At 33.1% G+C, this 23,122-nt stretch carries 19 protein-coding genes and 1 pseudogene; all 20 read right to left on the bottom strand.

Annotated elements, in window-relative coordinates:
* Nucleotides 1–12: 12 nt before the first annotated feature.
* A complete protein-coding gene (locus tag BQ5367_RS11765; protein WP_071442901.1) occupies nucleotides 13–1,134 on the bottom strand; it encodes an ABC transporter ATP-binding protein in 1,122 nt (373 codons plus the stop codon).
* A gap of 55 nt (nucleotides 1,135–1,189) precedes the next feature.
* Nucleotides 1,190–2,155, bottom strand: coding sequence for a glycosyltransferase family 2 protein (locus tag BQ5367_RS11760; RefSeq protein WP_071442666.1), 966 nt, complete (start codon nucleotides 2,153–2,155; stop codon nucleotides 1,190–1,192).
* Complete coding sequence (locus tag BQ5367_RS11755; protein WP_071442665.1) at nucleotides 2,152–3,330, bottom strand: glycosyltransferase; 1,179 nt, start codon at nucleotides 3,328–3,330, stop codon at nucleotides 2,152–2,154. The genes BQ5367_RS11760 and BQ5367_RS11755 overlap by 4 nt, the downstream gene beginning before the upstream one ends.
* Nucleotides 3,331–3,338: 8 nt before the next feature.
* A complete protein-coding gene (locus BQ5367_RS11750; RefSeq protein ID WP_071442664.1) occupies nucleotides 3,339–4,295 on the bottom strand; it encodes a glycosyltransferase family 2 protein in 957 nt (318 codons plus the stop codon).
* An 8-nt stretch (nucleotides 4,296–4,303) separates the two neighbouring features.
* On the bottom strand, nucleotides 4,304–5,212 hold the full coding sequence (locus BQ5367_RS11745; RefSeq protein ID WP_161940494.1) for a glycosyltransferase: 909 nt from the start codon (nucleotides 5,210–5,212) through the stop codon (nucleotides 4,304–4,306).
* A gap of 32 nt (nucleotides 5,213–5,244) precedes the next feature.
* On the bottom strand, nucleotides 5,245–5,724 hold the full coding sequence (gene pssE, locus BQ5367_RS11740; protein ID WP_071442662.1) for a PssE/Cps14G family polysaccharide biosynthesis glycosyltransferase: 480 nt from the start codon (nucleotides 5,722–5,724) through the stop codon (nucleotides 5,245–5,247).
* Nucleotides 5,724–6,188 (bottom strand): PssD/Cps14F family polysaccharide biosynthesis glycosyltransferase, encoded by a 465-nt coding sequence (pssD, locus tag BQ5367_RS11735; RefSeq protein ID WP_071442661.1) that lies wholly within the window; start codon nucleotides 6,186–6,188, stop codon nucleotides 5,724–5,726. The genes pssE and pssD overlap by 1 nt, the downstream gene beginning before the upstream one ends.
* Nucleotides 6,189–6,376: 188 nt before the next feature.
* On the bottom strand, nucleotides 6,377–7,219 hold the full coding sequence (locus BQ5367_RS11730) for an aldo/keto reductase (RefSeq protein ID WP_071442660.1): 843 nt from the start codon (nucleotides 7,217–7,219) through the stop codon (nucleotides 6,377–6,379).
* A 14-nt stretch (nucleotides 7,220–7,233) separates the two neighbouring features.
* The gene (locus BQ5367_RS11725) at nucleotides 7,234–7,794 is read right to left on the bottom strand and encodes a flavin reductase family protein (RefSeq protein ID WP_202615301.1); all 561 of its coding nucleotides are present in this window, start codon (nucleotides 7,792–7,794) and stop codon (nucleotides 7,234–7,236) included.
* Nucleotides 7,795–7,831: 37 nt separating this feature from the next.
* Nucleotides 7,832–8,446 carry a flavodoxin gene (locus BQ5367_RS11720; protein ID WP_071442659.1) on the bottom strand — a complete coding sequence of 205 codons (615 nt, stop codon included), beginning with the start codon at nucleotides 8,444–8,446 and terminating at the stop codon, nucleotides 7,832–7,834.
* A 12-nt stretch (nucleotides 8,447–8,458) separates the two neighbouring features.
* A complete protein-coding gene (locus BQ5367_RS11715) occupies nucleotides 8,459–9,628 on the bottom strand; it encodes an iron-containing alcohol dehydrogenase (RefSeq protein ID WP_071442658.1) in 1,170 nt (389 codons plus the stop codon).
* A gap of 125 nt (nucleotides 9,629–9,753) precedes the next feature.
* Nucleotides 9,754–10,653 carry a LysR family transcriptional regulator gene (locus BQ5367_RS11710; protein ID WP_071442657.1) on the bottom strand — a complete coding sequence of 300 codons (900 nt, stop codon included), beginning with the start codon at nucleotides 10,651–10,653 and terminating at the stop codon, nucleotides 9,754–9,756.
* Nucleotides 10,654–10,751: 98 nt separating this feature from the next.
* Nucleotides 10,752–11,447: a dihydrofolate reductase family protein gene (locus BQ5367_RS11705; RefSeq protein ID WP_071442656.1), complete on the bottom strand. Its 696-nt coding sequence runs from the start codon at nucleotides 11,445–11,447 to the stop codon at nucleotides 10,752–10,754.
* A gap of 1 nt (nucleotide 11,448) precedes the next feature.
* Nucleotides 11,449–12,456: pseudogene (locus tag BQ5367_RS11700) on the bottom strand (aldo/keto reductase).
* A gap of 182 nt (nucleotides 12,457–12,638) precedes the next feature.
* A complete protein-coding gene (locus BQ5367_RS11695; protein ID WP_071442655.1) occupies nucleotides 12,639–13,994 on the bottom strand; it encodes an NCS2 family permease in 1,356 nt (451 codons plus the stop codon).
* 102 nt (nucleotides 13,995–14,096) lie between these two features.
* A complete protein-coding gene (locus BQ5367_RS11690; protein ID WP_071442654.1) occupies nucleotides 14,097–14,411 on the bottom strand; it encodes a hypothetical protein in 315 nt (104 codons plus the stop codon).
* 5 nt (nucleotides 14,412–14,416) lie between these two features.
* Nucleotides 14,417–16,267, bottom strand: coding sequence for a vWA domain-containing protein (locus tag BQ5367_RS11685; protein WP_071442653.1), 1,851 nt, complete (start codon nucleotides 16,265–16,267; stop codon nucleotides 14,417–14,419).
* Between the two features lie 235 nt (nucleotides 16,268–16,502).
* Nucleotides 16,503–17,120, bottom strand: coding sequence for a flavodoxin family protein (locus tag BQ5367_RS11680; RefSeq protein ID WP_071442652.1), 618 nt, complete (start codon nucleotides 17,118–17,120; stop codon nucleotides 16,503–16,505).
* A 2-nt stretch (nucleotides 17,121–17,122) separates the two neighbouring features.
* The gene (locus tag BQ5367_RS11675) at nucleotides 17,123–18,943 is read right to left on the bottom strand and encodes an alpha-glucosidase (protein WP_071442651.1); all 1,821 of its coding nucleotides are present in this window, start codon (nucleotides 18,941–18,943) and stop codon (nucleotides 17,123–17,125) included.
* Between the two features lie 142 nt (nucleotides 18,944–19,085).
* Nucleotides 19,086–23,012 (bottom strand): glycoside hydrolase domain-containing protein, encoded by a 3,927-nt coding sequence (locus BQ5367_RS11670; protein ID WP_161940493.1) that lies wholly within the window; start codon nucleotides 23,010–23,012, stop codon nucleotides 19,086–19,088.
* Nucleotides 23,013–23,122 lie beyond the last annotated feature (110 nt).

The following is a 23,122-nucleotide window of genomic DNA, read 5'->3' as shown; positions in this document are numbered from 1 at the left end:
ATATGTCACCTATTACTCCACATAGAATGTTATTTCTTTTCTGGAGAGTTCCTTTCCCTTATTATCAAATACAATTGCACAAAATTCATGAGCCCCTTCTCGCAAATCAGAAATATCTATTTTAACACCCCAACCAGGCTGCGGGTTTCTAGCTAATCCACCAAATTGATTTTCATAATAATTAATCACATCCATTCGACGAGCCCTTACAATATCATGAATTTCTTTTCCGTCGATAAATATTCTAATTTGCGAATCAAAACATTCACTAAGTTCCCATCCGAAAGCATCTAAAATAGAATTCCTGCTTATTCTAGAAAAAGAAACTGGTGAATCAACATTGATATAGCCTTCATAATTATCATTTTTATCAATCGTATCTATACTATAATCAGTTGTTATCTGATCTAAATATGAATCAATTACATCTTGTGGTTCGCCATCCATCTTTATTTTTCCTTTATAAATCCAAATTGCTCTATTACAAAGCTTTTTGACTACTTCTAAACTATGAGAAACAATAACAACTGTTTTATCGCTATCTCTTAACTCTTCTAGTCTCTTATAACATTTCTCCTGAAAATGTTGATCCCCTACGCCAAGAATTTCATCTATCAAAAGTATTTCAGCATCAACATTGATAGCAACTGAAAAAGCTAAACGCATATACATCCCAGAAGAATAGGTACGTACTGGATTATCAATAAAATCTCCCAATTCTGAAAATTCTATGATATCATCAATTCTCTCATCAATTTCAGCTCTAGTCAACCCAAAGATGGAAGCATTAAAATATATATTTTCTCTTCCTGTAAAATCCTGATGAAAACCTGCTCCCAATTCTAAAAGAGAAGTGAGTTTACCATTTGTTTCTAAAGTTCCTTTATTTGGATAAAGGATTTTTGTCATAAGCTTTAACAATGTAGATTTACCACTCCCATTTGTGCCTATTAACGCAACTGTTTCACCCTTTTTGATATCTAATGTAATATCTTTTAAAATTTCTCTTCTTTCAATTTTATTTCTATTTCCAATAGAAATGAGTCTTTCTTTTAATGTTTGTGGTTTATCATAAACTACCTTAAAATTTTTATATAAATTTCTTATTTCAATTGCATTTTCAATATTCTGCATCATTTACTCCCTCTAACTCAGATAGAATTATAGCAAAAAATATATACTTTGTCATTTATTTAATGAAAAGCTTATAAAGTATATAAACAATATTCCCTATAAATGGAGAAAAATTTCTTAAATAAATATTTTTTAAGTTATTGTTCTTCAAATACTTATTCTTTTTATAATCTGGAAAATGCTGATTTACTTGATCAATGGCCTTCTTAACAGCACTTTCATATTCTTTCTTATCATATTTTGCAGCTGTTTTAACGAAAGTTGCTAATAAATATCGAATATAACTATATTCAAGCTCATCTTTATATTGATCATAAAGATGATGAAGCTTATAAAAATCAAGAATTCCATTCCAATTATCAATATAATGATAAATTCTTGGATCTACAGTAGAAGTAATAGAACCCTTACGAATCAAATAATTATAAAAAGGCTGATTTACAACACCTATAGAATGAACATAAGGAAGCAAGCGGTAACCCAATTCAACATCTTCAAACCACACACCTTCTTTAAATCTAAACTCATCGAATAAACTCCGTTTATACAGTTTATTCCATGCTGAAGGATAGTAATCAATCATATGTTTTTGAATATCCTCCAATGCGAATAAATCATGATCTAAATGACATGTATAAACTTTCATTTCATTTTCATGGATTTCTTTAAAATCACACATGACTAAATCAAAATCATGCTCTTTTGCTTTTAGATACATCTTTTCATACATCTCAGACTCAACCCAATCATCTGAATCAACAAAAGCAATATACTCGCCTTGTGCATGTTCAATACCAAAATTACGGGCACTGCTAAGACCACCATTTTCTTTTTTAAAAGCTTTGATTTGACGATATTTATTACTATATTCTTCAATAATGATATCAGAGTGATCTTTAGTACCATCATTTACTATGATTATTTCAATATCATTCAATGTTTGATTAACTAAAGAATCTAAGCATTTACGCAAATACTTTTCTACATTATATACAGGGACGATGACACTTACTTTTATCATATCTTTCCCCCCTCATCAAAGATAGTTTCAATTCTTTTCAATATTTTAGAATTATCATAATTAAAATTCTTTAAATTATTTTTCCATTGATCAATTGCATCTGGATGCTGAATCAGCTGTTTTAACGACTGATAGAGCCCTTCATCGCTATTTTCACAGATTTCACCATTTACACCTTTTTTGACAGACATGAGTGAAGCACTTGTTTCTGTCGCTAACACGGGAATGCCCAATATAAATGCTTCACTAATCACCGTTCCAAAAGCTTCTGAAAAAGATGGAAGCAACAATAAAGAATAGCACTTCAGTTCTGCATAAGGGTTTGATATTGCACCTTTCATTGAGATTACACCATTTAATTTTTCATTACTTATGCGTTCCTTTAAATGTGTAAATAATGGACCATCGCCAAAAATAGTAAAATGTGCATTGCCAAGCATATTTTCATTTTTTAATCGTATAATCACATCAAAAAACCGGTCATAACCTTTAACAGGATGACATCGTCCAATTAAGACAATATTTAACTTATCTTCATTCACACTAAAAATAGGTGATTCCTGTGAAAGCTTCTTTATGCGTTCAACATCCATAACAACAGGAATTGTTTCTGTTATCTTCTCTAAATGATAAATTTCATTGAATTCCTTTACCACATTGACACTAACACCTACGATATGATCAAAAAGAGGCAATACTTTCTTAAACAAGTTTTCATATTTTGCATTTGGATTAAATGTTTTATAGGAACAGTGCAGCCAATGTATTTTATTCATACAATTACCATAACCAACAAATAATGCTGTAAAGCCATCCTTAAAGGCAACTTCTACATCATATTGTTTATGAATCAATTTCTTTCTTTCTCTTTGAATACTTTGTTTAATAAATCCTGTTTTTAAATCAAAAACGATACGTACTTTTTTCATCAATAAAGGAAATTTCTTCATTTTGATAACTTCTGAAATCGTATAATCTATCGCTTCAAAATAAGGTGTTCCATAAAATATATCTACGTGATCAGGAAGATCATTCAACATATTCCCTTTATTATGTAAGACCAAAATATCAATATTATATTTATTGGAATCAAGTGTATGAACAAGGTCATTTAAAACAACGGAAACACCGCCCATTTCTCTTTCATCCACAACAAATAAAATATTTTTCTTCATGTATTCTCCTATCTTTTTAAAATATATCCTAACAAATTTCTCTTCTTCTTATAGAACAAATAACAAATCAATTTATATTTCCAATCTTTTTGTTTAAAATATTTATTCTTTTTCCATAATGGATACTTTAACTTCATGATTTCTACAATTTTATCTAATTGTATCTCCGTATTCTCAAATTCAAAAAAACGTAAAGATGCTGCATGAAGTAAATGATCGATATATAAATATTCTAATTCATCTTTTATGTTATCTTTATAAAATGAATGTTCGATAAAATTGCTTAAGATATCTATTGACTCAAAAATATCTTCCAATTTTTGATGATATGACTTTTGATGCATTGTCGATCCTTCATGTAAGACATATGTGTACAAGGGTTCGTTTAGATAATAAATTTTATTTGTATATAACCCATAGGATGGCACTACTGCCAAATCCTCATAAAAACGAAGCTTTGGAAAATATAAACTATGATTCTCCAGCAATGAACGACGAATGCATTTTCTCCATGGACTTGCATTATGCAATACATAATTTTTTTGCGAATCATCTGCATTTGGATAAGTTTCATCCAAGGTACCTAATATCTCATCATTTTTTTTGATATAAGCATTACACCATACAAGATCAGCATCACTTTCCTTCTGTGCTTCCATCATCTTTTCTAACATTTCTTTGCTAATACCATCATCAATATCAACAAAACAAATAAACTCGCCTTTTGACTGTTTTATTCCAGCATTTCGAGCTATGGCCTGTCCTTGGTTTTCTTGAGTGATTATTTGTATCTTATCGTATTTAGACGCTAAATTTTCAAGCATTTTTTGACTGTTATCTGTAGATCCATCATTAACAAAAATTACCTCATAATCTTCATAACTTTGATTCAACAGATTCTCACAGCAATCTTCAATGTAGTTTTCAGCATTATAAACAGGAACTATAACACTTACTTTTGGCATATCATCACCTATATATAACCTTTCAGACTCTTTAAATCTTCTTGATATAGCTTTTCAAGCATTTCAAGCGTTTCTAAATGTTTCTCATAGATAAATCGACGTTTTTTATAATCTTTTCCCATAGCTGCACCTGTAGCAGCTTCTTCACAATGAAATATTTTCAAACTAGGATCATAGACACTTTTCATGTGATTGCGAATCAACTGTACAAATAATATATCTTCTTCACCATAAAAATGTGTTCTGTTATCCAATCCATCAAATTTATTGATATAGACTGGAGAAAAAATCATACAGCAGCCATGCAAACGAACATTTTCCATTCTTGGATCAGGAATGATTTCTTCTCTAAAATGATGTCTTATTTGTTTCCAATGTATCAGTTTACCAATATATTTATATAAAAATAAATAAATTGATTCTATAAATAATTTATTTTTAATCAGTAATTTTTTTACACGTTTCCGATCATTATCGATTTCATTGAGTTTTAAAATATGTTTAGGATATTTACAAATCGAACCATCTTTTAAATGAATTTCTGGACCTAATACAGCAAAGTGACTCTTTTCATACTCATTTTTGATTATAGAAAAAAAATTATCTTGTATGATTTCAGTATCATTATTCATCATGCAAATAAAATCACACCCTAGTTGTTTTTTAGCATACTGAAAACCTATGTTATTTCCTCCAGAAAATCCTAAATTTTCTTTATTAAGTAAAACAGTCACATCTTCATCATTTTTAAATTTCTCTTTTAAAACATTACCGCTATTATTAGGAGAAGCATTATCAACCAAAACGATATGATAATGTTGCGTATCTATTTTTCTTTTAATAGATTTTATACATCGCAGTGTTTCATCGATAACCTGGTAATGCAAAATCAAAAATACAATTTCATATTTTTTCATAAAATCCTTTCTGATTTTCATATAACAAAATTTTAATTACCCTCAATCAGCTTTCCAATCAAATTACAAAAATTCTCATTATTTGATTCATAAGGCTTTGTTTGAAAATCTTTCAATTCAGAGATCTTTTCTTCAAGCTCATCTACCTCAATGCAACCTAAAATATACCCAAATCCGGCAAATTTCGTCGTAATTTCAACCTGATGATCATTTTCATGTTCACCATACTTGGCTCTTCTTGCAACAGCTATAACTTTCTTTTGGTGGTTGATTCCATTGATGATCGAGCCAACACCTGCATGTGTAATCATATAATCACATTCTTCAACATATTGATTCAACTGTTCCTGACTACAGAAAGTAAACAGCATCATATGATTGCTCTGATAGCTCGTCTTACCTGCCTGAACGATTACCTCGCCCTGAATAATACCTTTATCAATCAATTCATCTATTTTTATTAAAAGACGTTTAAACGTCTTATCCTGTGTTCCTAAAGTTACAAATATCATTAGAAGATCCATCCCCCATAAACAGCATTCGGATATAATTCCAGCATACTTTCCCACTGTACCACAAAATAATCTGCAATCGGATAAACCAGCTTCCCTGCCATGCTTTTTGTATAAATATTAGCAAATGTTTCAATATAAATCACCTTTTTCCCAAACAAATGAGCAATATAGCACATCGGTACAGCAGTGTGACTTCCCGTAGAAACAATGACATCCGGTTTCTCTTTTAAAAACAGATAAAGACTTCTTAAACAATTAAAAGGAAATACAAAAATATATTTCCACATTTCATGCTTAGTGGCATAAACAAGATAATGTGTTTCATACTGATCTTTTAAAAATAATGTCGAAGGTGTCTTTTCTGACACAAAAACACTTTTATATTTAGAAAAAAGAGGCTTTAACTGGAGCAGTTCATTTAGATGGCCTCCCATACTCGAAATAAACATAACCTTTTTCATAACATTTCCTCATTAAATTTACCAGCTACATTCTATCACGTTTCATATAAAAAATCATTCCAATTTTATATTCTTAAGACATTTTCAGATAAACTTCACAATCAAAATGTTCATGACCTCTCTTTTTAACCCTTTTTATCTTCTTCTGTATGATCGCAAACATAATAAAAGAGCAAGCTGACTTGCTCTTAACGTTTTAAATTCACCATCATTTCTACTGTTTTTGGATCATAATGAGAGAAAAATAAACTTTCTTTTTCATCTAAAGCAGAAATAAGTTTCATATCCTCATCATTCAGTTTAAAATCAAATACATTTATATTTTCAATCATTCTTTCTTTATGTGTCGATTTTGGAATCACAACAACATGATTCTGAATCAGATATCTTAAAGCAACCTGAGCAGCACTTTTTGAATACTTTTCACCAATCTTTACTAAAACAGGATTTGTAAAGAAATCTTTTCTGCCTTCCGCAAAAGGGCCCCATGATTCATGCTGGACATTGTATTTTTCCATATATTCATGAGCGGTTTTCTGCTGATGGAAGACATGTGTTTCAATCTGATTGACAGCAGGTTTTACTTCTACAAAGCTATATAGATCAATGAGTCGATCCACATAGAAATTCGATACACCGATCGCACGGATCCAGCCTTCTTTATATGCTTCTTCCATTGCTCTATAAGTGCCATAATAGTCATTAAATGGCTGATGGATCAATACAAGATCGATATACTCGCTTTGTAGTTTTTTTAGTGATTCCTGCAAAGAAGCCTTTGCTTTTTCATACCCTCCATTACTGATCCATACCTTTGTCGTAATAAATAAGTTTTCACGTGCGACACCACATTTCTTTATCGCATTGCCTACTGCCTCTTCATTGCCATATGACTGAGCTGTATCAATTAAACGATAACCTGTATCAATAGCATCTAACACACATCTTTCGCACTCTTCATTTTTTACCTGATATACACCATATCCTAATATTGGCATCTGAATACCATTATTTAATGTTACATATTCCATGATCTTTCACCTCTTTATTTGAATGCATTGCCATCCTGAAAAGCATTGCCGATATGTCCTTGTACTTTTACATAAGTGTTATGAGATGGATCAAAGGAAATCGCTTCTAAACGATTGACATCTATTTTACCATCTTCACCTAAAATGGATTCATCTGCACTCACATTGACGATCTCACCAATGATATTGCCATCTTCTGTGTCTTTGATATAACGGCATTCAAGCGTTAATGGAAATTCATCAATAAGAGGAGCCTCAACGAATTCACTTTTTGTCACATGTAAATTTGCTTTCTCAAGTTTATCATGTACCTGATTTCCACTTACTAAACCAAGATAATCAGCTTCGACCACATGTTTCGCATCTGCGAAACTTACTGTAAATGCTTTTTTCAAATGAATGTTTTTTGTTGTTTTATGAGAAGCACTTAAACATAAAATTACCTGATTCGCATCATAAAGTCCTCCCCATGCAGCATTCATGCAATCGGCTCTTCCTTCTTCATCATAAGTAGCGATCATTAATACCGGCAATGGATAAAAGTACGATTTAACACCAAAATTTTTTCTCATCATAACCCTTCACTCCTTTATCATTAAAATTAGTACATAATTACTCAGCTAATTCAAGTCCATCGATCCATTCCACTACTTCTTCCTCTGATGTTCCTGATGTAAATCTTTGACCTTCAAGCCATTCTCCACTTTGAGCTGTTTCTGCCAAAAGATTACCGCTTTCTCCTAATCCAGAACTTGCGGAAGTTGCAAATGGAATCACTGTCTTTCCACTAAAATCATTGGCTGCGACAAAACTGCTTACCGGCCATGCAGCGATTCCCCACCAGATCGGATATCCAATAAATACCGTATCATAGGAATCCCAGTTATCTACAGTCTCATGAACTAATTCAACATTACGGGCTTCTTCATTCTCATATTCATAAGTAACACGACTGTTTTCATCTGTCCAATTTAAATCTTCATCTGTATAAGGCTCGGCTGGTTCAATTACAAAAATATCACCCTCAGTTGTTTCTGCGATAAAATTCGCTATTCTTTCAGTATTTCCAGTTGCGCTAAAATAAACAACCAGCGTCTTTCCTTGACTTTCTGTTCCAGCTTCATCACCCGTAGTAGTATTACTACTTGGATTTTCTTCCTGTGGTGTACAGGCTGCCAAAGAGAATCCACATGTTAAGCTTAATAATAGAGCTGTTAATTTTTTCATTTTCTTTACCTCCTAGTTCCAGCATTCTTTAAAAATTTCTAAGATTTCTTCATGAGTCATTGGTTTATAACTGGTTGGAATGATGTTACATGAATCAGCGATTGCTTTAAGATCAATATCATCCTGGATACCTAGTTGTTTTAATGTCGTAGGTAAACCGATCTTTTTAATAAATGATTCAAGAGCATCAATTCCTTCTAAAGCTATTTCTTCATCACTTTTACCAGCATCATTTACCTGCCATATTTCAATCGCAAACTGTTTGAATTTTGGTAAACCATACTTATAGATATGACGATAATATGTTGGATGTAATACCGCTAACCCTTCTCCATGGTTACAATTGGTAAATGCCCCTAATTGATGTTCCATCTGATGAACTTCAAAATCAGTATTTTTTCCTAATTTTATAATTCTATTCTCTGCCATTGCAGCATCCCACATCAAATTACTTCGTGCATTATAATCTAAAGGATTTTTAAGAGCAATTTCTAAATTGTGAATCACATTTTTCATTAAAGCAATTGAAATTTCATCCGATACGTTATTTTCATTGGGTTCTCCAAAATAAGTTTCCATGATATGTGAAAGAATATCAAATCCACCAGATACCATCTGTCTTTTAGAAACTGTGAAAGTATAAGTAGGATCAAGTAGGGCAAATATTGGATTACAAGCTGGATAATCACGTCCTGTTTTTACTTTTAGATCTTCATTTGTAATCACTGCCCCACCATTCATTTCACTACCCGTTCCCGTTACGGTAACAATGACCCCTAATGGCAAGACATCAAAATCAATGATTCCTTTATGAGCCCAAAAATCATTCCAAACATCTCCTTCATAGCAAGCCGCTAAGGAAATCGCCTTACAGCAGTCCATAACTGAACCACCACCGATTGCTAAGATCATATCAACATGATTTTCTCTTGCAAGTCTTGCACCTTCCATGACTTTGGTGTAAGTAGGATTTGCCATGATATTTGGAAATTCTATGACTTTTTTTTCTTGAGAATTTAAAATTTCCATGATTTCATCATAAATCCCATTTTTTTTGATAGATCCTCCTCCATAAGCCAACATAATCGTTTGATACTTTTTACTTAGACATCCTAAATATTCGGATACACATCCTTTTCCAAAAAATACTTTTGTTTTATTTTCAAAAATAAAGTTGTTCATGATTTCCCTCCTTTTTTATAACGACTTTATGAACATTTCCTCCTTTACAGGGTCATTATAAAAAAACCAGGACTTCTTTTGAAGTCTCGGTTTGTTCATGAATATATACCAAAAAGTTATAACTCTTATTTTTCCTGCTGAATCACTTTTTGGATGGCATCAAGAAATTTTTTTACTGTAGGTGATGGATGAGGCGAATGAAGAAGTCCATAAGGAATCGAATGTTCCCATTCAACAGGTATGATCTTTAGAAGCGGATGTACAACGCTCCATGCATCAACAGCCATCAGGATCTCATTTCCATTTTCACAGCGATTAAAAATATTTACATCATAAAAATCAAAATCTTTAATAGCTATCTGTGAATGGTGCTGCCAGATATCATCACGAAGATCATCGACATATCGGCTCCAGCCACGATGCATTAGTAATAATGATTGTCCATATAAATCTGAAATAGCCAGTTTTCTTTTAGCAGCTAAAGGATGATGGATCGATACAGCCACACATAGTGGCACTTTTTTAAGTTCAAAGCCATCACAATTTCTTAAATTCAGCATCGTATCATCAAAAATACCTGCCACAACATCAATATGATCTCCCAGATTCTTTAAAATCTCACGAGCATTTTCCTCTGTATTTTCAAAAGGAACGATCTGAAATTTGATATCTGAGCAATAATTTTGTATCTTTGGCCATAATTCTACCAATACTTGAGCAGGTGTCAGAGGTGAAGTTCCAATGCGTAATATCTGTGTATCTTCCTGCATGGAATTTTGAGCACGGATAACAGAATCTTTGCAGTATTGTATGATATATTTCGCATCTTTGTATAACGAAATCCCTGCTTTGGTAAGCTTTAATCCACGATGTGTACGATCAAACAGTTTTACACCTAGATTCGCTTCCAATAAATTAATCTGTTTAATGACCGCTGTAGGTGTAATAAAGATCTGCTCAGCAGCTTTATTAAAGCTTCCAGCATCAGCAACCATGATGAATGTTTCAAGCTGTGGATTGTACATAAAAGGCTCCTTTCTAAGAAATATTTTAAATAGAAAACAATTTGAAGTCAATGAAAAAGAAAAAGGATAAAGCTTTGATCTTTACCCATTCATTTCCATTATTTTTTATAAACAAGCCATGCAGCATCCCCATCAAGTCTTTTTACATCGGCTAGATGAAATGATTTAGGCATAGAATGATGATCCATCGCTTCAAAGGAAGTCGCTGACTTTTCAGATTCACTAAGTGGTGCAATCACCAGACTGATTTCGTCAATTAGATCTTGTTGTAAAAAGGAATCATTGCATAATCCTCCTCCAGCAATCATTACTTTTTCTATATTAAAGTAAGTTCTTAACTTTTCCAGCAAAACACAGCAATCAATTTTTTCACTCTCACTGATGATATAAGAAATATTTTTATCACGTAAATAACTTAAATAAGCATCTGATACTGAACTACTTACTACCTGAATAATATGAGCTGAGGGTCTGCCCTTACGCTCGATAAAATTCGAGTCAAAAGCAAGAGTTCCTTTAGGGTCCAAAGAGACAATATAATAACTCGTATGCAAAGCGATATGATCTTCTCGATGATCATTTAAGATCACTGTGTTAGAAGAAACCCACTCTCCTGATGCATATCCTTCTTTCATAGTAACCTGTCCATAAACAACCGCCTGTGCATCATATTCTGTTCTAATTTGATTATAAGCTTTCAATGCACCTGTACATTCTTTGTTTGACATATAATCGCCATCAATCTTTCCATTCATGGAAGTTAACATATGACAAATCACTTTTGGATATTTCATTTCATTCCTCTACTTTCTTACTGGAGACGCCAAATACGGCAGACATCGGGATTTCATTTAGTTTTTGATCGATCCTCTTAATTTCTTCCTGACTTAATTCAATTTCACAGGCTTCAAAATTTTCCTTTAATCGTTCAATTTTTCGAGTTCCTGGTATTGCACTTAAATATGGTTTTTTAGAAAGCATCCATGCTAATGATATCTGTGCACAGGTTGCATTCTTCTGCTCTGCAATCGTTCTTAATAAATCTAATAACTGCTGATTCTCATCGATCGCATCATCTGTAAATTGCGGCATAGCACTTCGATAATCTACACGTTTATCAAAATGACTATCCTTGCCATATTTACCACTTAAAAAACCGTTTGCAATCGGCGAAAAAGCAACAAAACCAATTCCTAGTTCTTCTAACACAGGAAAAAGTTTCTCATAATGACGAGCCATCATCGAATAACGATTTTGAATCGCTGTAATAGGACATACTGCATGAGCCCGACGAATATATTCCTCATCAGCCTCAGAAACACCCCAATGAGCAATCTTACCTTCCGCAATCAATTCCTTCATTACCTTTGCAACTTTCTCTGGTTCAACATGTGGATCGATACGATGTTGAAAATATAGATCGATCGTATCTACCTGTAATCGTTGAAGAGATTCATCTACTGATTTTCAAATCACTTCTTCACGAGCATCTGGAATTAGAGGACTTGGATACTGCTCGCTTTCTGTATCAAAACGAATACCAAACTTGGTAGATATTACTACCTGGTCCCTATATGGTTTTAAAGCTTCACCCACAATTTCTTCATTTTCATGAGGATTCTCTTCTGAACCATAAATTTCAGCTGTATCAAAAAAAGTATAACCTATTTTTACTGCTTCACGAATCATTTCAATCGCTTCATTTCTATCAGTTGGTTTTCCATAGGCATGCGAAAAGCCCATACATCCTAAACCTATTGGTGAAACAAACAAACCACTTTTGCCTAACTCTCTTTTCTTCATTGTTTTCCTCCTGATTACTTCAATAAATGTATTATGTTTTACATTTTCATTATAAACAGGAAACCTATTGAAATGAATTCTCTCTTAGTTCTTTTGTTATTACCTAAAGGTTAAAACAAAAGACTGTTAATCAGCTATCAACGATAAACTGTTTAACAGTCTTATTTCATTTATATATAAATTTATATAATAGCAAGCAAGACAAAGTTTAAAATGAATAAAAGAGCAACTACCGCAATAATTGGATGAATTTCTTTTGCCTGCTTTTTAACGATCTTAACGATGCAGTAAAAGATAAAGCCACTGGCAATACCATATGAAATACTGTAGCACAGAGCCATGAATAATCCAGCAAAGAATGCAGGAACTGCTTCTTCTAAGTCAGCCCAGTTGATCTGAGCAAATGAAGAAACCATCATACATCCAACAATGATCAAAGCAGGTGCTGTTGCTGCAGAAGGAATTGCACTTACAAAAGTAGCTAAAAAAGCACTTAATGCAAAGCAAATAGCTGTTACTACAGAAGTTAATCCCGTTCTTCCTCCAGCACCAATACCAGCTGCACTTTCTACATAAGTTGTTGTATTAGAAGTACCAAAAATAGCTCCGATAGAAGTTGCTGTTGCATCGGCAAACAATGCTTTATCCATCTTAGAACTAAATCCGCTACCACTCTCAAGTGCCTTTTCATCTTCATCAGAGAAAATTCCACTTCTTTTTCCGGTTCCAATAAATGTACCGATCGTATCAAACGTATCTGACATACTGAATGCGAAAATAGTGATGATCACCAATGGAATTTTCGCTGGATCAGTAAACAATGAAGGCAGACCAGCAGAAGTGAAGATGACACCAAATGTAGATGGCAATGCATTTACAGCATCCATAAAACTTACCGTATTTGCAGTTGTCGTAACCCCAAATGGAATTCCCAAAAGAGTTGTAACCACGATTGCAATCAAAATGCCACCCTTAACATTTTTTAAAGTCAATACGACTGCTAATAAAAGCCCAATCAAGAAAACCCATAATACTGGCTGATTTAATGTCGAAATAGCAGGAACTCCACTATCAAAATTAATAAAGCCAACATTTAAGAAACCTAAATAAGCAATAAAAACACCGATTCCACCACCAATGGCATTCTGAAGAGATTTTGGAATTGCTTTGATAATTACTTTTCTTACTTTAGTAACTGTAATAAAGATATTGATCAATCCACAAATAAACACCATCGATAATGCCTGCTGCCAGCTAAACCCTAATTGAAAGCAAACCGTATAAACAAAAAAAGCGTTTAACCCCATTCCAGGTGCTTGCGCATAAGGAACATTGGCCACTAATCCCATGATCAGCGTACCCACTACAGCAGAAATAATCGTTGCTAAGAAAACAGCGCCCCATTCCATACCTGCCTGACTTAACGTATTCGGATTGACAGCAATAATATAGGCCATCGCAAAAAACGTTGTAATACCGGCTACGACTTCAGTAGATACGTTGGTTCCGTTTTCCTTCAGTTTAAAAAACTTCTCCATATTTTACCTCCCTCTTGAAATAAATCAAGAATATAAAGACATTATCACAGATTTAATTTTTTTTCAATATTTTACATAAAAGAAACAGCATTTAGCTGTTTCTTAATTTACATGTTCGCTGCACCATTTTAGAAAAGTACTTTGCGCAACATTCAACATTTTTGCTGCAGAACGACTTGAAAGACGATGACTGACATACATTTCATATACGACTTCAAACTGAGCAGGAATCTTTTTTCTTGGTCTGCCAAAAACGATTCCCTTATCCTGAGCAGCCCTTATACCATTCACGATCTTTTCTTTACGTTCTTCTTCCTCTTCTTTTTTATATTTCAATACAGCTTCCATGACATTTTCTGTTTTCACTTCATCCTGTATGATTTGAGATATCTCCTGCCGCAGTTTTACAATGTTCATGCTATTTAATTTGTAAATTCCTTTTTAAAATCTAAAAAAGCAATTGCACATAAAATTAACATAGCGCATGCAGCAGCTATCAAATACATATGAAGTGTATCACCCGTATTTGGAGTGTTTGTTTCTGTGTCATCTGTATCATCAGGTGTGTTATCATCAATCACCGGATTCTGTACAGTTGTATAAACATATTCTACGCTTGTAACACCCGCTTTTGCTAAAAGTCCATTTTCATTTAATTGATTAAACTCATCAATAGACATTGTGACAGTTTCTGTATCTGGATATGTTACGTTTACTTCAACTTCAAATCCATCGTATGAGACAGTATTAGCAGCATCTTCCTTAGCAAAATGCTTTTCTGTCCAATCAACGATCAATGGTTCAGAAGTGAATTTTTCCGGAAGTGACAATGTCTGATCCTTTTCTCCAACACTTTCATCATAGCGATGTGTTACTTCTAGAATTCCAATTTCATAAGATGCCTGTGGTTTTTCAAATGCTTCATTACCACTATTTCCATTTGAATCTTTATAATCTAAGACAGCTGACTCATTGGTTGGCGTAGTAAAAGAACCTGCTTCTGCCTTTGCACTGTCTTTTAATTTTACTGTATATTTTAACTGAACAGGCTCATCCTTTTTCACTGGAACATTGATATCCCAAGTAATAACTCCATTTGAATGAGAAACAGCATAATCCTCTGTTGTACTTAAATCAACTTCTTCACCATTTACAGTTACACTGAAAGGAACACTTTCATCTAAAACAAAATCTTCACCAATCACATCTGTGACACTACCGCTATCAAGCAAGTAAATGATTTCATTCTGTAATTCAGTAAATACCTGATCAATGTTCTCTTCAACTGAAGATGCTCCAAGCACATTTTTCATCAAATCAACACTTAGAGGATATTCTTCATTATTCACTTCCCAGTATAGGCTAACTGTATGATAGGAATCATTTAAATTCTGCCAAGCCGAAGCTGCATAATATGTAGCTAATTCAACCTGTGAATAAACATTAGGGAATGGTGCATTTTGTATAGTTAAACCATTTGATACTATGCAGTCACCTTCACCTAGATCATCAAGCTTTAATCCATATGGGCGATCATATTCGTCAGTAAATACCGAAGGATCATTCTGCATCGTAGAAATTAGACTTTCATAGGAAGTAATCTTATTTTCACCTCTGAAATATAAATAAGGTGTCGTTCCATCATAGGAATTGATCGTACCATCGTTATTGGTTTTCCAATACGTTGTCATTGTCTGACCACCAGCTACGTGGTTTTCATTCCATGAATGCGTGATACCATCTGATACTAAAACAAGATATTTATTTTCTGCAGGAACATCTGTATCTTCATCTAAGATCTTAGTACCTGCTAAGATACCTGCTTCAAGGTTTGTTCCGCTCTTTGTTGTAGAATTTATAGCATTTTGAATTGTTTCAAGACTATCTTCGGTCAATTCAGTTAATTCTAGGTCAACATGAGCTTCATAATCAAAATTTACTACAGCTACATTGATCGTACCTTTTCCTTCGCCTGTTTTAGAAGCAAGCTGAGCAAGTAATTCGTTAGCCTTTGCTTTTACATCTGTCATCACAGAGCTGCTTGATCTGTCTAAAACAAATACAACATCACTCGTAGGGACATATTCTTTTGAAGGTAATGATAAAGTTACTTCCCATTTGTCTTCATCAATTCTTTCAGCACTTTTTGATTTAGAAACGTCCCACTTGTCGGCATCGCTATCACTCGTCTCAGTAGCAGAGAGTGTATAGCTTCCTAGCGTTAGTGCCATAAATGCCGAAAGCACTAAACTGCATAACTTCTTGAATTTCATTTCTGTCTCCTTTCCATTCAAAGATAGCGAACGATAAAGCAGACAATTTCTTTCAAAGGTATTATAATGAAAAAGAAGCAATAAAGTGGATTATTAGAGATTTTTAAAGTCTTTTCAAAGTTTCTCAAAATGTCTACATTTTGAAGAAAAAATTATAAAAAGGTTTCTACATGATGTAAAAACCTTTTTAGTCATACTGATTTTTATTTTTTACTTATACATAATTGTAGTATTTTTAGCGAATAAAATTTGTTGACTGACGAGCTTCTTTTTCAGGCAAACCATATTTTTCTTTACCTAAAGCAATGCTCTTCATTAAAAAGGACACATTTCTTGCAAGTGTACGCATTGTTTGCAGACCTTCTAAATCTTCATTCGCTTCACCAGTCTTAGCTCCGTGAACACTATTCCAATACTGACTGGATGCAACTGGCATACTATTGATCGTAAAATATTTATTCAACTCATCAAAAGTAGCTGAGCATCCACCACGTCTGGCAATCGTAACACTGGCACCTACTTTCATACATTTGTCAAAATGAGAGCTATAAAATAAACGATCTAAAAATGAAATCAAAGTACCATTTGCGGAGGCATAATAAACAGGACTTGCGATAACCAAACCATCACTTTCTTCAAATTTCGCAGCACACTCATTTACGATATCATTGAAAACACACTTTCCAGTCTTATAACAGCTGCCACAAGCAATACATCCACGGATATCCTTTTGTCCGATCTGTATAACTTCGCTTTCAATTCCTTCTTCTTGAAACACCTTCACCATTTCATTAAGAGCAATAGCCGTATTACCATTGACTCTTGGACTTCCATTGATCAATAATACTTTCATTTTCAACCCCTCTTTCTAAAAATTCTAGCTTCATAAGCCTGTAACTTATCTGAAACAACTTTTTTAGGAAAGATACATTCATAGCTTTCATCTACAGGATAAGCCTTTTGTTGTTTTTCACCTAAGTTACAATCGATAAGATAATCATTCCTTTGGTAAGTAAAACGATTTTTCTTTTTATTTAATACGTTAAAATCACCATATATTAATTGTATATCACTTTTTCTTAAACAAATCAATTCTTTATAAGCCTTGTATACATTCTCATTCATTGTCTGATTCAGTCCTTGATGATGATCTGGAAATTTCTTATTCCATGGCAACAAAACACGTGTATGTTCACGAGTCCCTGCAAGAATTGTTTTAAAGACTTCTTCATGAGACTGTGTTTGAATATGCTCTTCATAATAACCTTTTGATTCGACATCACTGATTTGTGCCATAGATGAAAATGGATAATTAACTAAACCCATTTCATCTCCTTGGAAGATAAAAGGAGTTCCTTTTAAAGTCATTTGCATGACGGCTAGTAAAATAGCAATTGATTCATGATATTCTTTTTTACTAGAAATCTTAGAGATCATTCGAGGATTATCATGATTATTGTAGAAAATGGACATCCAGCAGTTATTGCCATAATTTTCGATCCATTCAATCATATAATCCCGAAAATAATTTAGGTCATAAGCATAATCCTCAAAACGTATATGACCTGGTGTTTCTAAATGATCAAAGGAAAAGATCATATCTAACTCTTCCCTTTCTTCGCCAGTTACTAACTGTGCCATCTTCATTCCTAAACCCGGTGTCTCACCTACAGAAAAGGCATCATGTTTTGCGAAAGCATTTTTATGGATCTCATGTAAGTATTCATGTAGATGAGGCCCATAATAGTAATGTTCAATACCTGTATAGCCCATCATTTTTCCAATGGTTTCATTTCCAGATGGCAGACCATTTTCTTTGGATATATAGTTAATGACATCCATACGGAATCCATCGACACCTTTATCTAACCACCAATTGATCATCGCAATGATATCTTCCCGAACATGAGGATTGTCCCAGTTTAGATCCATCTGTTTTTTTGAGAATAAGTGTAAGACCCATAAGTTTTCCTTCTCATAATGATTCCAGGCAGATCCAGAAAAGAAAGAAGTCCAATTATTTGGCAATGTATCCTGCTCTCTAAGGAAATAATAATCACGATACTTGCTTTGAGGATCATGTAAAGCTTTTTGAAACCATTCATGTTCATCTGAAGTATGATTTACTACAAGATCCATGATTAGTTTCATTCCTTTTTGATGAACCTTATTAAGCAATTCATCAAAGTCTTCCATCGTTCCAAATTCTTTCATGATTTTATGATAATCTCGAATATCATAACCATTATCATCATTTGGAGAATCATAGATCGGAGATAACCATATCGCATCTACTCCAAGATCCGCTAAATAATCCAGTTTTTCGATAATGCCCCTTAAATCACCAATACCATCGTTATTACTATCATAAAAACTTCTTGGGTAAATTTGATAGAAAACTGCTTCTTTCCACCATTTTTTTTTAATTTCACCCTTTGATACAAATGGAATATCCTTTTCCATATTCACCAAATGCAGCAACGCATCAAAAAAGGAATCACCTAATTGCTTACGAGTTACTTTAGCGACTGTTTTTAGCTTTAAGTTAGACACAAATGCATTTGTAATAAGTTTTTCACTCAATCCTAATTGCATCAATACTTTATATAAAGCATCATGCCCTACTGGATTTTGATATAAGTCTTTGATCTTGCTTTCTAATGTTAGTTTTTTCATAATTGTATTATAGCTTATTTTTAAAATGATTCATATATAGTTTTTCACGAACATCTTAAAATCATTCATAACTTAAAAAAGAGATGACAAATTAAATTGGCCACCTCTTCTTATTAAAAAATGTTCAACAGACTACAAGTCTTTAATTAACATTTCTTTTTCTTCTGATAAACATTAAAGCAAGTACTCCTGCGCTTAGAATCATCAATCCTGCAAATACTGCAACTTGATAATTGTCACTTGTATTTGGTCCTTCTGGATCTGTTGGTGTTTCTGGTTCACTTGGTGTTGTTGGATTCTCTGGTTCAACCGGAATTGCTGGATCTGTTGGTTCAGATGGATCCTCAGGTTTTCCTGTATCCTTCTTCACAAGTCCATTGATTGCATTCTCAATTGCTTTAGCCATGGCATCCACTTCTTCCTGTTCGGTAATGTCCTTGCCTTCTGCAACACCTGCTAGTGCATCATTCAATGCTTTTACAGATTCTTCTGTATAGATGCTTAGATCAGCCGGTACTTTTTCCTTTGCCTTCTCTACCGCACTGTAATCAGCATCTTTATACTCAAGAGCACTGAGTGCATCTTCGATAGCTTTTGCCATCGAATCGACTTCTTCCTGATGAGTGATGTCCAGATCGGGAACTACTGCTTCTAATGCTTTTTCCACTTCTGAGAAGTCTTTATATAACGTTTTATCTAAATTGCTTGCTTTTAAAATCGCTGCATTTAATGTTGTATAATCTGCATCCTTGTATTCAAGTGCATTGATAGCATTTTGCAAACGAAGTGTTTGATCGTTGATTGTATCTTGATCAGCAAATTCATCATTGTATACTTCTAATGCTAATTTCAATTCATCCTGAACAGTTTCGTAAGAGGTATCGGTATAAAGTTCTTTTTTTAGTGAATTAGCTAGCTCAATGACTTCTTTTAAATCACCCTTATCTGTTTCTACTAATTTAGAAATTCTTCTTAATTCATACCTCATACGCATTACTTCCTGATTAATCAATTCTTTTGATGAATCATTTTCTGTATAACTACCTTTTAGTGAATGAAGCATTTGTTCAATTTCATCTACTAATTCTGGATAATTTTCTTCTAAATAATAAATTTTCTCAATATCACGTTTTCCTTCTTTTAATTTTTCCCATCGTGGCGTAGAGTGAATTTGTGGTAATTCGGCGTTATGGTCTTCATCTGGATAAATAATCATGGTATCGCCTGATTCAAATGCCTCAAAATCCAAGCTTTCATAAGGATTCTGTAACCAGCAATCATAAGCCCATCTTAAGAAACCATCCATTTTTTGAGAAGCATTAAACCACATTGTCCATGCACTTTCTCCTGGATTGCTGTATCCAAAACTATTAGGATATATACCGGTACAAGTATAGAATGAGGTCGTTAACCCTTTAGAACGTCTATCCTCAGTAATTTGCCGAGTTGTATCCCCACTTAAATCTACATGATTTAATGATATTGAGATATCATCAATACGGTCCAACGTAGTCTGTGATAAATTTCCATAATTAACAGCAGCAGCTAATTTCAAAGTTTTTCCATCTTTATTTGGATAATTCTGAATCAATTCATAAATTGCGTTAATATGACTTTCACCGACTTCATCTGTGGCCGTATAGGTCATATCAAACCATCCTTTTTCATCAAGATGAGGGATAAACACTTCTAAAAACTGGCCCCAAACTTCTTTCCATCGTTCTGAACCAACTTCCAAACTTTCATATATTTCTTCACCCGTCAGAGCATCTCTGTAAACCATTTCATGATATGGAGACATACTGAAACATTTAATTCGCTGATCTACTCCCAATGAAATATTTAATTCAACCCACTTATCAAAGTGAGTAAAATCAAAACTAAATGTTCCATCTTCATTTTGTATCCATTTTACTTCTGATGGATACAGATATGGGCGTGGTCCCTTACCCCATGGATACTCCGTAATAGAAGCTGTAATTGTGTTTCCTCCAGCTGAACGGTATTCTTTTATATTTTGAGATAATAATTCTAAATGTTTCTCTCCATATAATTCTGAATCATCGATATTGTAATATTTTGCTACAGAATTTGGATACTGCCACAATTCTAAATTTCCTTGATAATCATCTACGGATGGTTGTGTCAAATTTATCACCTCAAATGAATAAGGTAATAAAACAGAGGCATCATCAGAAGTTATCTGAATATTTCCTGTATAATATCCAGGGTCTGCATTTTCTGGAATCATAACTTTCATCCAGACAGATCGAACTCTTTCTTTTTCTAAATTGATGCTTGTATCATCTGATAAAATATCTGGAATATCATAATGAATATTAAACGGACTTGCTTGTCCTATTGCAACCGAATTTTCCCTTAAAAAATTTAATTGAATCTGTTCATTGGAGATAATCGATCCATTTTCATTCTTAAAGTCTGTAGCTTTAACTTCAACATGATTAATTTCTGATTGTTTCGTAAATAAAACAATTAATGCATTTATTTGATCATTTTTCCATCCAAAATCAGAATTATACAAGTTGAATTCGGTTCTATATTTATTTACTATTTCATCATAATCCTTTTGAAGATAATGTATATTTGAATTACCAAACATTGCATACAGATTGCTTTCTTCGACAACTGTAACATTTATTTCATGAGAAATCCCATTTTGGATTGTTCCAATAATAGTCGCAGTACCCAAAGAATTTGCAGTAACTTCACCATATGCATCAATAGATACAATTTCTGGGGATGTGCTCTTCCAAATAACTTCTTCATTAGAGTCAACAGGCTCTAGTATAGGATCAATAATCAATCGATCTCCTAATTGTAATTGCATTGTATCAAAACCTATTTCAAAATCCGCAGCCGGGGTTATCGTATTGTGATATATCTTTGCAAAATCAATTGAACATTGAGTTCCTCCAGAACTTGGATTTTTATTTTCTGTGTTGATAATCTTTAGTAAATGCTTTCCATCTTCAAGATCATATTTTTCAAAAAATTTATAGTGATAAATCATATCTGGAGAATAACCATCGATGCTAGTAATAAAAACATCATCTATATAAATATCAAATATTCCTAATCCTGGCTGAACTCTTCCATATAATTCAACACCCGTTCCTTCAAAATTCAATATTGCATAGTCATTGGGTGTCGTTGTCCAGTGATTTGTACCACTATAGAATAAATCAAAGTTTTCATCAACACCCCAACTTCCTACATATTGAAATTTTTCATCCATATCATCTAAAATTTTAGAATATGCTGCATTATGTTTTGGTAAAACTTCTAAAATTATTTCTGAAGTTAGTTGATAATTATCGAGAGTTACAGTTATTCTGGTTTTTCCAACTTTGTGAGCCGTAACAGTGCCATTCTGATCAACACTTGCAATTTTAGGATTACTTGAACTCCATAAAATATCTGAATTAACGATTGCATCTTCAGGATCGACTTTTAATGTTAATTGTATTTGATCCTCTATTTCTATAGATGTATCTCCTTCTGCAATCGTAACATTTTTTGGTGTTTCACCTTGAACATATACTTTTGCAAAATCAAAATGTCCGTCATAAGCATTTGAAGCTTCATTTTTTGTATGTGTCATTTTTACCGTTATAACGTGTTCTCCATCAGCTAATGGATCAGACTCAAATAATAATTTTTGATTTTCATAAGCTTCCTGGTGTGCATCAATAAGCCCTTTAAATTCTCCATCTATAGAAACTTCATAAATTCCTAAATTAGGCTGCTTTTGCCCATAAAGCTCAATTCTTTCACCTTTAAATCTGATAGTATAACTTGGTAATAATGATTCATTTGTCCAATCAGACATATTTGGCGTTGTCCAATGTTCTGTTTCTTTATAGCATGCAGAATTAGGTCCACTATCCCAAACTCCATTATACTGAACTTGATATAATTCATTGCCAATATCTGAATCATCTATAACATAAGTTAATAATTGTTCAGCTTGAATATTTAATGGTAAATTAACCAATGTTGTTACAACTGCCAAAAACATACATATGAGAAATGAAATACATTTTTTCATACTTTTATACATAAACGTCCGTTTATTTCCTTTCTCATTGTTTCAATTATATTTGCTGAATAATGCTTAGTACATAAAATATAAGTAGAATAGTTTACTTAATCAAAAAC

Origin of the sequence: Traorella massiliensis, from assembly GCF_900104665.1 — a bacterium.
Lineage (GTDB): Bacteria > Bacillota_I > Bacilli_A > Erysipelotrichales > Erysipelotrichaceae > Traorella > Traorella massiliensis.
Note: the sequence above shows the minus strand (reverse complement) of the source record. Positions and strands in the feature narration are given on the sequence as shown.

Coding starts and splice junctions, on each gene's coding strand:
- BQ5367_RS11745 (WP_161940494.1), bottom strand. CDS start 5,212: ATGAAAAAATATGAAATTGTATTTTTGATTTTGCATTACCAGGTTATC.
- BQ5367_RS11675 (WP_071442651.1), bottom strand. CDS start 18,943: ATGAAAAAACTAACATTAGAAAGCAAGATCAAAGACTTATATCAAAAT.
- BQ5367_RS11690 (WP_071442654.1), bottom strand. CDS start 14,411: ATGAACATTGTAAAACTGCGGCAGGAGATATCTCAAATCATACAGGAT.
- BQ5367_RS11720 (WP_071442659.1), bottom strand. CDS start 8,446: ATGAAAAAATTAACAGCTCTATTATTAAGCTTAACATGTGGATTCTCT.
- BQ5367_RS11750 (WP_071442664.1), bottom strand. CDS start 4,295: ATGCCAAAAGTAAGTGTTATAGTTCCTGTTTATAATGCTGAAAACTAC.
- BQ5367_RS11705 (WP_071442656.1), bottom strand. CDS start 11,447: ATGAAATATCCAAAAGTGATTTGTCATATGTTAACTTCCATGAATGGA.
- BQ5367_RS11755 (WP_071442665.1), bottom strand. CDS start 3,330: ATGAAGAAAAATATTTTATTTGTTGTGGATGAAAGAGAAATGGGCGGT.
- BQ5367_RS11685 (WP_071442653.1), bottom strand. CDS start 16,267: ATGAAATTCAAGAAGTTATGCAGTTTAGTGCTTTCGGCATTTATGGCA.
- BQ5367_RS11680 (WP_071442652.1), bottom strand. CDS start 17,120: ATGAAAGTATTATTGATCAATGGAAGTCCAAGAGTCAATGGTAATACG.
- BQ5367_RS11710 (WP_071442657.1), bottom strand. CDS start 10,653: ATGTACAATCCACAGCTTGAAACATTCATCATGGTTGCTGATGCTGGA.
- pssD (WP_071442661.1), bottom strand. CDS start 6,188: ATGAAAAAGGTTATGTTTATTTCGAGTATGGGAGGCCATCTAAATGAA.
- BQ5367_RS11670 (WP_161940493.1), bottom strand. CDS start 23,012: ATGAAAAAATGTATTTCATTTCTCATATGTATGTTTTTGGCAGTTGTA.
- BQ5367_RS11725 (WP_202615301.1), bottom strand. CDS start 7,794: ATGATGAGAAAAAATTTTGGTGTTAAATCGTACTTTTATCCATTGCCG.
- pssE (WP_071442662.1), bottom strand. CDS start 5,724: ATGATATTTGTAACTTTAGGAACACAGGATAAGACGTTTAAACGTCTT.
- BQ5367_RS11730 (WP_071442660.1), bottom strand. CDS start 7,219: ATGGAATATGTAACATTAAATAATGGTATTCAGATGCCAATATTAGGA.
- BQ5367_RS11695 (WP_071442655.1), bottom strand. CDS start 13,994: ATGGAGAAGTTTTTTAAACTGAAGGAAAACGGAACCAACGTATCTACT.
- BQ5367_RS11760 (WP_071442666.1), bottom strand. CDS start 2,155: ATGATAAAAGTAAGTGTCATCGTCCCTGTATATAATGTAGAAAAGTAT.
- BQ5367_RS11765 (WP_071442901.1), bottom strand. CDS start 1,134: ATGCAGAATATTGAAAATGCAATTGAAATAAGAAATTTATATAAAAAT.
- BQ5367_RS11715 (WP_071442658.1), bottom strand. CDS start 9,628: ATGAACAACTTTATTTTTGAAAATAAAACAAAAGTATTTTTTGGAAAA.